At 27.7% G+C, this 12,125-nt stretch carries 10 protein-coding genes; 9 read left to right on the top strand and 1 reads right to left on the bottom strand.

From position 1 onward, the window contains the following. Nucleotides 1–35 precede the first annotated feature (35 nt). The 6 genes from ACLUJM_RS00765 (at nucleotide 36) to holA (ending at nucleotide 8,140) form a co-directional block, all read left to right on the top strand. Complete coding sequence (locus ACLUJM_RS00765; RefSeq protein ID WP_412411880.1) at nucleotides 36–1,223, top strand: phosphoglycerate kinase; 1,188 nt, start codon at nucleotides 36–38, stop codon at nucleotides 1,221–1,223. 4 nt (nucleotides 1,224–1,227) lie between these two features. Beyond that, the gene (gene tpiA / locus ACLUJM_RS00760) at nucleotides 1,228–1,983 is read left to right on the top strand and encodes a triose-phosphate isomerase (RefSeq protein ID WP_412411879.1); all 756 of its coding nucleotides are present in this window, start codon (nucleotides 1,228–1,230) and stop codon (nucleotides 1,981–1,983) included. Further along, nucleotides 1,973–3,520, top strand: a complete 1,548-nt coding sequence (gpmI, locus tag ACLUJM_RS00755; RefSeq protein ID WP_412411878.1) for a 2,3-bisphosphoglycerate-independent phosphoglycerate mutase — start codon at nucleotides 1,973–1,975, stop codon at nucleotides 3,518–3,520. The genes tpiA and gpmI overlap by 11 nt, the downstream gene beginning before the upstream one ends. Before the next feature lie 3 nt (nucleotides 3,521–3,523). Further along, on the top strand, nucleotides 3,524–4,810 hold the full coding sequence (eno, locus tag ACLUJM_RS00750; protein ID WP_412411877.1) for a phosphopyruvate hydratase: 1,287 nt from the start codon (nucleotides 3,524–3,526) through the stop codon (nucleotides 4,808–4,810). A 236-nt stretch (nucleotides 4,811–5,046) separates the two neighbouring features. Then, nucleotides 5,047–7,176, top strand: a complete 2,130-nt coding sequence (locus tag ACLUJM_RS00745; RefSeq protein WP_412411876.1) for a DNA internalization-related competence protein ComEC/Rec2 — start codon at nucleotides 5,047–5,049, stop codon at nucleotides 7,174–7,176. After that, nucleotides 7,142–8,140: a DNA polymerase III subunit delta gene (gene holA / locus ACLUJM_RS00740; RefSeq protein WP_412411875.1), complete on the top strand. Its 999-nt coding sequence runs from the start codon at nucleotides 7,142–7,144 to the stop codon at nucleotides 8,138–8,140. The genes ACLUJM_RS00745 and holA overlap by 35 nt, the downstream gene beginning before the upstream one ends. 53 nt (nucleotides 8,141–8,193) lie before the next feature. Here holA and rpsT read toward each other — a convergent pair whose 3' ends face one another. After that, on the bottom strand, nucleotides 8,194–8,457 hold the full coding sequence (rpsT, locus tag ACLUJM_RS00735; RefSeq protein ID WP_002836452.1) for a 30S ribosomal protein S20: 264 nt from the start codon (nucleotides 8,455–8,457) through the stop codon (nucleotides 8,194–8,196). Between the two features lie 122 nt (nucleotides 8,458–8,579). Here rpsT and lepB point away from each other — a divergent pair, with 122 nt between their 5' ends. The 3 genes from lepB to hemW are packed head-to-tail and all read left to right on the top strand — an operon-like array spanning nucleotide 8,580 to nucleotide 12,076. Continuing rightward, on the top strand, nucleotides 8,580–9,104 hold the full coding sequence (gene lepB, locus ACLUJM_RS00730) for a signal peptidase I (RefSeq protein WP_412411874.1): 525 nt from the start codon (nucleotides 8,580–8,582) through the stop codon (nucleotides 9,102–9,104). A gap of 9 nt (nucleotides 9,105–9,113) precedes the next feature. Then, nucleotides 9,114–10,925 carry a translation elongation factor 4 gene (gene lepA / locus ACLUJM_RS00725; protein WP_412411873.1) on the top strand — a complete coding sequence of 604 codons (1,812 nt, stop codon included), beginning with the start codon at nucleotides 9,114–9,116 and terminating at the stop codon, nucleotides 10,923–10,925. 47 nt (nucleotides 10,926–10,972) lie between these two features. Then, nucleotides 10,973–12,076 (top strand): radical SAM family heme chaperone HemW, encoded by a 1,104-nt coding sequence (gene hemW, locus ACLUJM_RS00720; protein WP_412411872.1) that lies wholly within the window; start codon nucleotides 10,973–10,975, stop codon nucleotides 12,074–12,076. Nucleotides 12,077–12,125 lie beyond the last annotated feature (49 nt).

The following is a 12,125-nucleotide window of genomic DNA, read 5'->3' as shown; positions in this document are numbered from 1 at the left end:
TTTGCAATCGACTCTTTTCAAAGAAAGGTTAATCTATGAATAAAAAAACACTAAATGATTTAAATGTTGAAGATAAAAGAGTACTAGTTAGAGTGGACTTTAATGTTCCTATTAAAGAGGGAGTAATAACAGATACTAATAGAATAGAAGCATCAATTCCAACAATTAAATATTTGATTGATAATAATGCTAAAGTAATTTTGATGAGCCATTTAGGAAGACCAAAAGGTGAGCCAAAACCTGAGTTTTCTTTAAAGCCTGTTGCACAAAAACTTTCAGAAATTTTTGGACAAGAAGTAAAGTTTGTAGATAATGAAAAAGTCGTTGATGATTCTGTCATTGAAGAAAGTAAACATTTGCAACCTAAAGAAATTATGTTGATTCAAAATACAAGATATAGAAAAGAAGAAGAAAAAAATAATGAAGCATTTTCAAAAGAGTTATCTAAATTAGCTGATATTTATGTAAATGATGCTTTTGGAACTAGCCATAGAGCACATGCTTCTAATGTTGGTGTTTCTAAATTCTTACCAAGTGCAGTTGGATTTTTAGTACAAAAAGAAATTGAAATAATGGGTAAAGCACTTGAAGATCCGGAACGACCATTTACAGCAATTTTAGGTGGAGCAAAAGTTTCCGACAAAATAGGTGTGATTGAAAATCTATTAGACAAGGTTGATACTATTCTAATAGGTGGAGCTATGGCTTTTACTTTTATTAAATCTCAAGGAAAAGATGTTGGTAAATCATTAATAGAAGAAGACAAATTAGATTTGGCAAAATCGTTATTGGAAAAAGCTCAAGAAAAAGGAGTCAAAATATTCTTACCAGTAGACTTTGTTGTAGCTAAAGAAATGACTGAAGATGCTGATTCTAAAGTAATAGGCATTGACGAATTTACAGAAGATATTGCTGGGTTTGATATTGGAACTAAAACTGTTAAAATATTTGATGAAGAGATACAAAAATCTAAGACAATTGTATGGAATGGACCGATGGGAGTCTTTGAAATAAAGCAATTTAGTAATGGTACTTTTAAAATTGCAAATTCTTTGGTAAATTCAGATGCTATAACTATCGTAGGCGGTGGTGATAGTGCATCAGCTATTGCAAAATCTGGCAATAAAGATAAGGTAACACATGTTTCAACTGGTGGAGGAGCTTCTTTAGAATTTCTAGAAGGAAAAGTTTTACCAGGAATTGATTGTATTAATGAGAGATAGAGCTATGAGAAAACCTTTAATCGCTGGAAATTGGAAAATGAACATGACAGATGCAGAAACTAAAAAATTTTTAGATAATTTAAAAAGTTTAGAAATTTCTGATAATGTTGAAGCTTGCATCATTTCTCCATTCACATCTTTGAAAACACTAAATGAATTATTAAAAGATACCGATATTTCTACTGGGGCACAAAACATGTATTACGAAGACAGTGGTGCTTTTACAGGAGAGATTTCTCCTAATATGCTAAAAGATTTAGGGATTGATTATGTTATTATAGGCCATTCAGAAAGACGTACTATATTTAAAGAAGATGACGAATTATTGAACAAAAAAATAATCGCAGCTTTAAGTCATAATCTAAAACCAATACTTTGTTGTGGAGAAAACTTAGAACAAAGAGAAAACAAAATCCAAGAAAAAGTCGTCGAAAATCAAATTAGATCCGACTTAAAAGGAATAACCGAAAAAGAATTGTATTCTAAACTCGTGATTGCATATGAACCAATTTGGGCTATTGGAACTGGGAAAACAGCTTCTAGTGATGATGCACAATCTATGTGTAAATTCATTAGGAATTTGTTAACAGAAATGTATAGCGAAGAATTTGCACACTCAGTGAGAATACAATATGGTGGCAGCGTAAAACCTGAAAATGTAGCAGAGATAATGTCTAAAGATGATATTGACGGAGCATTAGTTGGGGGGGCTAGTTTAGATACTGAAAGTTTTTCTAAACTAATTAATTATGAAAAATAAAAAAAATAAATTAATTCTTATAATCTTAGATGGTTGGGGTTTGGGTAAGGATTATCCTGGAAATGTAATAAAATTAGCAAATACACCAACATTTGATAAACTTATGGATGAATATCCAAATTCTCAATTAATTGCTTCTGGAAATGAAGTAGGACTTCCTGCTGGTCAAATGGGTAATTCCGAAGTTGGACACATGAATATTGGTTCTGGAAGAATAATATATCAGGATTTAAGTAAAATCACTAATGATATTGAAAATGAAAAATTCTATGAAAATGAAGTTTTAAAAAATATTATTTTAAAGACTAAAGAGCAAAATAAAAAACTTCATTTATTGGGACTTGTTTCTTTTGGTGGAGTTCATTCACACTATGATCATTTAATCGCCATTTTAAAAATGTGCAAAAAACTTGAATTCCAAAATGTTGCAATACATTGTTTCACAGACGGTAGAGACGTTTCTCCAACATCGGCTAAAACTGATATTTCAAAATTACAAGATGATATCAATGAAATTGGAGTAGGTAAAATTGCTTCTATTAGTGGTCGATATTATGCAATGGATAGGGATAAAAGATGGGATAGAGTTGAAAAATCATATAATTGCATAACAAAATGCGAAGGTAACATAGCTAACAATCCTATACAATATTTGCAAAATTGTTACGATAAAAATATTACTGATGAATTTATAGAACCATGTGCAATAGTTGATGAAAATAGTATGGGAATTAAAGTAGAAGATGGAGATTCCTTTATTTTCTTTAACTTTAGACCTGATAGAGCACGACAACTTACTAGAGCTTTTGTAGATGATTTTTTCGATGGTTTTTCTAGACAAAAATTTAAAGATATTTCATTTGTTACAATGACCGAATATGATAAAACTATTAATAATGTTCAAATAGCTTATCCAAAACAAAAATATAATAATGTTTTAGGACAAATTATTTCAGAAAATGGATTAAAACAATTAAGAATAGCTGAAACTGAAAAATATGCACATGTAACATTTTTCTTTAATGGTGGCATAGAACAAGAATTTTTGAATGAAGATAGAATTTTGGTTCCATCACCTAAAGTTTCAACTTATGATCTTAAACCAGAAATGAGTGCTATAGAAGTAAAGAATAATGTTGTTGATGTTATAAATAAGGATATTTATGACTTAATTATATTAAATTTTGCAAATTCAGATATGGTTGGACATACAGGGGTTATTTCTGCAGACAAGATAGCTGTTGAAACTGTTGATAAATGTTTGTCTGATATATTAAAAGCTATTCATGAAAACGGAAAATATCATGCTTTAGTAACTGCTGATCACGGAAATAGTGAATATTTAATTGATGAAATGACAGGTGGACCATTTACAGCACATACAACCAATCCAGTACCATTCATAGAATATCCTGATAAAGATATAAAATTAAATAATGGTATTTTAGCTGATATAGCACCAACAATTTTAGAATTAATGGAAATAGAAAAACCTTCAGAAATGACAGGAAAATCTTTAATAAATAAAGGAGAATAAATAATGAGTTCAATAATTGATATTTATGCAAGAGAAGTTTTAGATTCTAGAGGAAATCCAACAGTTGAAGTTGAGGTTTATACTGAATCAGGAGCAATGGGATCTGCAATTGTTCCCTCAGGAGCATCTACAGGAGTTCATGAGGCTGTTGAATTAAGAGATAATGATGAAAAAAGATTTTTAGGAAAAGGTGTAGAAACTGCTGTTGATAATGTTAATTTAGAAATAGCAGATGAATTAGTTGGCTGGGATGTGTTCGATCAAGTTGGAATTGATAACTTTCTAATAGAATTAGATGGAACTCAAAATAAATCTAGACTTGGAGCTAATGCTATTTTAGGCGTATCTTTAGCTGTTGCTAAAGCTGCTGCTGAAGAAAATGGTCAAAGATTATTTGAATATATTGGTGGCGTAAATGGCAAAACTTTACCAGTACCTATGATGAACATACTAAATGGTGGACAACACGCTGATAATAATGTAGATATTCAAGAATTTATGATAATGCCAGTAGGTGGCGAAAACTTCAAGGAATCTTTAAGAATTGGTACAGAAGTATTCCATAATTTAAAGAATGTGTTAAAGTCAAAAAAATTAAATACAGCAGTTGGCGACGAAGGTGGATTTGCTCCAAATCTAGGATCTAATGAAGAAGCACTACAAACTATTGTTGAAGCAATCAAAAAAGCAGGATATGAACCTGGAAAAGACGTAATGATAGCGATAGATGCTGCAGCTAGTGAATTCTATGAAGATGGTAAGTATAATATGGCTGGAGATAATGCAGTTAGATCAAGTGATGAAATGATTGAATATTATAAAAACTTAGTTGAAAAATATCCTATTATTTCTATAGAAGACGGCTTAGCTGAAGACGATTGGGATGGATGGAAAAAATTAACTAAAGAATTAGGGTCTAAAATCCAATTAGTAGGAGATGACTTATTTGTAACTAATGTTAAAAGATTGCAAAAGGGTATCGAAATGGGAGTTTGTAACTCCATTTTAATCAAATTAAATCAAATTGGAACTTTGACTGAAACACTTGATGCAATTGAACTAGCAAAAAGACATGGTTACACAGCCGTTATATCTCATAGATCTGGTGAAACAGAAGATACCACAATTGCTGATATAGCTGTTGCAACTAATTCGGGTCAAATAAAAACTGGATCTACTTCAAGAACTGACAGAATCTGTAAATACAATCAACTATTAAGAATTGAAGATATGTTAGAATCTACAGCAATATATGATGGAATTAAAACTTTTTATAATTTAAGTAAATAAGATAAATGGTATTAGAGGAATCACAGCTTTTGCTGTGATTCCTATTAATTAGGTGCAATATGCTAATCACTACAGTAATTTTGATACAGATAATTTTAACAACAATTTTATACTTATATTTTAATCCAATATTTATCGCCGTTGATATTATTGCTACAAGTTACATATTTTATAAAGATAAGAAAAAGTTTGTTATATCACTAATAATATTATTCTTGACTATTAGTCATTTAAATATGATAAATTACAAATACAATAATATACAAGATAATGAGTTTTTAGATATCAGTGCTGTAGTTATTAATAAGAATAGGTCAAATAAAAAATATATTGTAAAAGTTCTAAATCAAAATAATGTAAAATTTTTATTGTCCACAAAAAAAGAATTTGAGATTGGGGATATAGTTAATATAAGATCAAAAGTTAGTAAAGCATATACTAACGGTAATCCGTATATGTTCAATTACAAATTTTATTTATTAAAAAATAATATTTACGGAGATTTTTACTGTAAAGCAGATCCTCAAATAATAGGAAAATCTAAGTCATATTTATTAAAAGCCAGACGTACAATATTAAATCATATAACCAATAAATTTGATTCAAATTTTAATGAAAAAGAATCGACTATATTAAAATCAGTATTTACTGGTTATAACCTTCTTAATGAAGAGGACGAAAAGAGTGTGAAAGCACTGGGTATCAGTCATGTTTTTGCGATAAGTGGACTACATATCATAATCCTTTATACTATTTTAAATAAATTTTTAGGTATTTTTAATTTAAATAGAAAAATCATTTCTTGGATTGTTTTAATTTTAATAGCCTTCTATGGATATGCTGTTGGTCTGCCATCATCTATACTTAGGGCATTTATTATGCTAGTAATAGTAGAGCTGTCTAATCAGATGCAAATTGACTGGTATAATTTAAACAATTTAATAATGGCTGCATTGATAATTTTAACTATAAATCCATATAATTTGTTAGATGTCGGTTTTATATTTTCCTTTTTAGCAACTTTTACTATAATATATCTGTATCCTAAATTTAAAAAAGAAAATAAGAAATTTTATAATTATTTTTTACTTTCTTTTATGGTCTATATAATATTATTGCCAGTACAATTAAGATTTTTTAATGAATATACGTTTGGGTTTATAATAGGAAATACTATTATTTTACCGATTTTTACACTAATAATTCAACTATCTGCCATTGTACTTTTAGTACCCAATGTCATTAATTATATATTTGTCCAACTAATAAAGATGTTTCTTAAAATTATAGGTTATATTTTTATTACAATTAAGTATTTAAACATAGAAAGTCATACTTTTATCAGTTTTTCTATTTTAATGATTGTATTATATTATTTGACTATATTTTCAATTTATAATCGACACTATATCAATACATTAAATGACTTTAATAAACAAACAATAAGAAATATGTTAATGTTAAGTATAGTACTACCTATAATTTTAAATATATTTAATCCTATTACTACCATAAATTTTGTAGATGTTGGACAAGGAGATTGTTTGCTTGTAAGACAATATTTTAAAAGTTTTATGATAGATACTGGTGGATCATATAAAGATGATGATAAATCTGGAATATACTTGATGGAATATCTACATAAAATAGGTTTAAATAATCTTCAATATGTATTCTTGACACATTTTGATGAAGATCATAGTAAAAATTTAATAAACATAAATAAATCATATAATCCAATAGTTTTATCTAGAACTAATGGAGAAAAAATATTAAAAATCAAGTATAATCAAAATAACCATTACGTAAATTTGCAAGATAATCAATTACTAAAAATTGAAAATGTTTATATCAAAGTCATTGATAAACCCATAAGTGATGAAGAGAACGATAAATCTATAGTTTACAAAGTATATGTTAATGATATTTCATTACTAATTACAGGAGACATTTCTGGAGAATATGAAAGAAATATTTTAAATGAAGATATAACATCTGATGTGTTGAAAATTTCCCATCACGGAAGTAAAAACAGTTCAGATTTAAATTTCTTAAAAAAGGTTAATCCAAAAATATCTATTATTTCTGTAGGTCTAAGAAATGATTATGGACACCCACATCATCAAACACTAGATAATTTAAATAAACTAAATATTCCAATTAAAAGAACTGATATAGATGGAAACATTGAGATTGTATCAAGTAAATTTATTAATACGATAAAAGCTAATAGGGACAAATATTCAGTTTTTAATTACTTAATAAAAGAACAAAATTCAATTATTACTACAATTTTTATATTGATATACTTTAAAAATAGAGGAGTTAACAATGGATTTTTCATTGGCAAAACAAAAATTAGATAATAATTTATTATCCAATGTCATTTTGTTGCATGGAGACGAAAAGTTTTATATAGAAGAATATTTATCGCTAATCAAAAAACACTACAATGCTCAAAGTTTTGATGAGTGTGAGTTATACGAATTTGAAAAAATCTATAATTCATCCGAAACGATTCCAATGTTTAGTGATAAAAGACTAATTTTGATTGATGATGTAGATTTAAGCAAAACAGGAATTACGAAAAATAAAGAAAGTATTAATAAATTACTACCTTACCTGAAAGAAATTCCGGAATATAGTTTAATTATTATTACATCATATGGTAGTGTATTTAAATCAAAATTTTTGAAGGAAATAACAACATACGGTGAGGATATTGAATTCAATAAACTCAACAGAAATCAATTGAAAGCTTATGTTATTAATTATTTAAAGGGAAAGAAGATTAATAATAGTATCGTAAATATTTTTATTGAGTATTCTCTTTATTTAATAAAAAACTCGGATAAGACTTTAATTGATGTAAATAATGAATTAGATAAATTTAAGAATTTAGATAAAAATGAAATAACCGAACATGATTTGAATTCTCTAATAAATCAATATGATAAGAACATTTTTGATTTAACTGATTCAATAGGTTCAAAAGATTTATCAAAGACAATTTATTATTTAGATTTACTTATTATTGATACTTCGGATACATTTAAAACTCTTTATATGGTAATAAGACTATTCAGAAACCTTTTATATATAAAAGAACTTCAAAGGTTAAAATCATCACAAAACGAAATTATAAAAAGGGTAAAGATATCATCTTATGAATTAAAAAAAATTCAAAATTTTGTTAAAAATTGGAGGTATGATCAGTTAAGATTCTCAATTCATAAAATGTATGAAGTCGAGACTACTTTAAAAACTAATACATTAAATTCAAAATACTTTATTGAAAATTGTATTTGTGAAATTTTAGCAAAAAAATAAAGGTTGAATTTAATTCAACCTTTAAATAATGTAATGGATCCTTTACATTATTTCTATGCTAATTTGTTCAATTCCTTAGCCATTCTGCTAATTTTCTTAGCTGCACTATTTTTAGAAATTGTGTTTTTGCTTGCAGCTTGATCAATCTTTTTAGTTGCTAAATTAAATAATTTAGTAGCGTCTTCTTTGTCGTTTTTTTCTACAGCTGCTTCAAATTTTTTGATAAAAGTTTTGATAGCAGATTTTTTTGATTTATTTCTAGCTGTTTCAAGTTTAGTTACATCAATTCTCTTAATTGCAGATTTAATATTTGCCATAATATCCCTCCTTCATTTTTGAACAGTGTTATTATTATACACTATACATTTAATTATTTCAAGTGAACTGGAACATTAATTAGAAATTATGTTATAATAGTTTGGTAAAGAATGGTGATAAGATGAAGAAATTTTTAAATAGCAAACTATCAAATTTAATATTTGCTATATTTATAGCTATATTAGTATGTTTTGTGATAAAAACTTTTATTTTAGAAATGCAAATTTTAAAATCATCAAATATGAGTCCTACTTTAAATTCGGGAGATTTTATTCTAATAAATAAATTAAATAAGATTACTGGATATATCAAAAAATCTGATATAGTTCAATATTATGACGAAAAAAATAGTGAATCATGTATAGCTCGAGTAATAGCTATGCCAAAAGATTCTGTAGAAATCATTAATGATGATATTTTCGTTAATGGAAATAGAATCTATGAGCCTTATATTTTATTGCAACAATCTAAGAAATTAAATAATAATAAGTGGGTTTTAAATAATGATGAATACTTTGTAATAAATGATCATAGAGAACTGGATAAATATAATGATAGCAGGTATATCGGGCCTATCAATAAAGACTCAATAAGTGGCGTTGTTTTCTTTAGGCTATATCCTGTTGATAAAATTGGTTCGATATAGGAGAGATAAATGAATAACGATAAGAAATACATAAGAAATTTTTCAATAATAGCACATATAGATCATGGAAAATCAACGTTAGCTGATAGATTGATTGAAGAAACTGGTATGCTAACACATAGGGAAATGAGTGAACAGGTTTTAGATTCTATGGATTTAGAACGTGAGAGAGGAATAACAATCAAATTAAAAGCTATAAAATTATTTTATAAAGCTAAGGATGGTAATGTTTATAATCTTAATTTAATAGATACTCCAGGACACGTTGACTTTACATATGAAGTGAGTAGATCTCTAAAAGCATGTGAAGGTGCCGTTTTGATAGTTGATGCTACTCAGGGTGTAGAAGCACAAACTTTAGGAAATGTTTATTTAGCTATTGATCAAAATTTGGAGATTTTACCAGTAATTAATAAAATAGATTTGCCAAGTGCAGATATCGAATTCGCTAAAAAAGAAATCGAAGATATAATTGGATTAGATTCAGAAAATGTTCCTGCTGTTTCTGCAAAAGAAGGTATAAACATCGTTGATGTATTAGAAGATATTGTTAACAACGTTCCAGCCCCTATAGGTGATGAAGAAAAACCTCTAAAAGCGTTGATATTTGATTCATATTACGATTTTTACAAAGGCGTTGTTGTATATGTTAGAGTTTTCGATGGTTGTATAAAACCTGGTTCTGAAATATTGATGATGTCTACGAATAAGTCTTTTGAAGTTACTGAGTGTGGTTACACATCCTCTGGAATGATAAGCACAGATAAAATCAGTGCTGGTGATGTTGGATATGTAGTTTGTAGTATCAAAAATGTAAAGGATGCCAGAGTCGGAGATACTATTACAGATAAACATAACCCTGTTGACAAACCTTTAGAAGGCTACAAGCAAGTCACTCCGATGGTATATTGTGGTATTTATCCGGCTGAAGGTGAAGATTTCAATTCCGTTAGAGATGCTCTAGAAAAACTTCAAGTTAATGATGCAGCGCTAACTTTTGAAAATGAAACATCTATTGCACTAGGTTTTGGTTTGAGATGTGGATTCTTAGGTTTGTTACACATGGAAATTATTCAAGAAAGACTAGATAGAGAATTCGACCTTGATATAATTGCTACGGCACCCAGTGTTATTTATAAAGTTCATAAAAAAGATGGAACGGTTGTGGACATTCAAAACCCTACAAACTTTCCTAGAGAAACAGAAATTGACTATGTTGAAGAGCCTGTAGTTCATGCAGAAATAATGACACCAACTGATTATGTAGGTGTTATTATGGAACTTTGCCAAGGCAAAAGAGGAACTTTCTTGGATATGACATATCTGGATGAAAAAAGAGTAACTATAAAATATAAATTGCCTCTTAATGAAGTTATTTATGATTTCTATGATGCTTTAAAATCTAAAACGAGGGGATATGCATCACTAGATTATGAGTTAATAGGATATGAAAAATCAGATTTAATTAAACTCGAAATTATGATTAATTCAGAAAAAGTAGACGCTTTAACAATTATAGTCCATGAAGACTTAGCTTATGAAAGAGCTAGAAAAATAGTAACAAAACTTAAAGATGAAATACCAAGACATCAATTTGTAATACCTGTACAAGCTGCTATAGGTAATAAGATTATAGCAAGAGAAACTATTAAAGCATACAGAAAAGATGTACTTGCTAAATGTTATGGTGGAGATATAACAAGAAAAAGAAAATTATTGGAAAAACAAAAAGAAGGTAAAAAGCGAATGAGGTCTGTCGGAAGCGTAGATGTTCCTCAAGAAGCATTCTTATCAGTCTTAAAATACGACGAAGGAAATTAAACTTATTAAGCCAAGCGAAAGTTTGGCTTATTTTTATAGGAGGAGTTATGAAAGGAATCTATATTCACATACCTTTTTGTGCTTATAAGTGTAATTATTGTGATTTTTCAACAATGACGAAACAATACCAAAGAATTGATGAATACTTTAACTTATTAAAAAAAGAAATAATAATGTATCAAGATTTAACTGGTGAAATAGATACGATTTATATAGGGGGAGGAACGCCAAATCTAGTTGATTCAAAATATATTGAAGAAGTATATAAGCTTCTAAATGACAGTTTCGATTTGGAATTAAAAGAGTTCACAATAGAGTGTAATCCAGAATTCGTTACTAAAGAAAAAATAGAATCTTACAAAAACATTGGAATTGATAGAATATCTTTAGGTGTTCAAACTTTCAATGAAGAATACAATGAATTTTTAGGAAGAGGTCATAACATATCACATGTTTTAAATTCTTTTGAAATAATTTCTAAATACATTGATAATATTTCTATTGATCTAATATTTGGATTTCCGAAACAAACTTTAGAATCTATAGACAATGACTTAAAATATATCAATAAATTAAATCCAACTCATGTATCATGGTATAACATGATTTTAGAACCTGGGACAAAATTTTATAAAAAGTTCATCGAAAAAAATAGGAATGAAGATATTGAATACGAAATGTATTTAAAAATATGCAATGGTTTAGAGAATTATAATCATTATGAAATTTCTAATTTTGCTAAAGATACTTATGAATCAAAACACAACAAAATTTATTGGAGAGATGAAGAGTATTATGGGTTTGGCTTATCTTCATCAGGCTATATAAATCAAAAAAGGTATACTAATGAATTCTTTTATCCTAATTATAAGAAAAGGATTTTAAAAAATGAAAAACCGGTCAGTTTTTTGGAGGAAATTGACTTAGAAAAAAAAGAATTTGAATTTATAATAACTAATATGAGATTAAAACAGGGATTAGATTTAATAGAGTACATGGAAAAGTTTAATATAGATTTGTATAAGAATAATAAAAAAATGATTGATAACTGGGTTGATAGTGGATTATTAATTTATAAAAATGATCGTATAAACTTTACAGATAGTGGTTTCTTTGTGTCAAATAGCTTTTTTGTAGATATTTTGATATAACACTTGACATGCTATAAATGGTGGTGTATAATTTTATTATCACTCAAGG

Origin of the sequence: Finegoldia sp., assembly GCF_046991905.1 — a bacterium.
Classification (GTDB): Bacteria; Bacillota; Clostridia; order Tissierellales; family Peptoniphilaceae; genus Finegoldia.
This window is presented reverse-complemented; position numbering and strand designations above follow the sequence as displayed.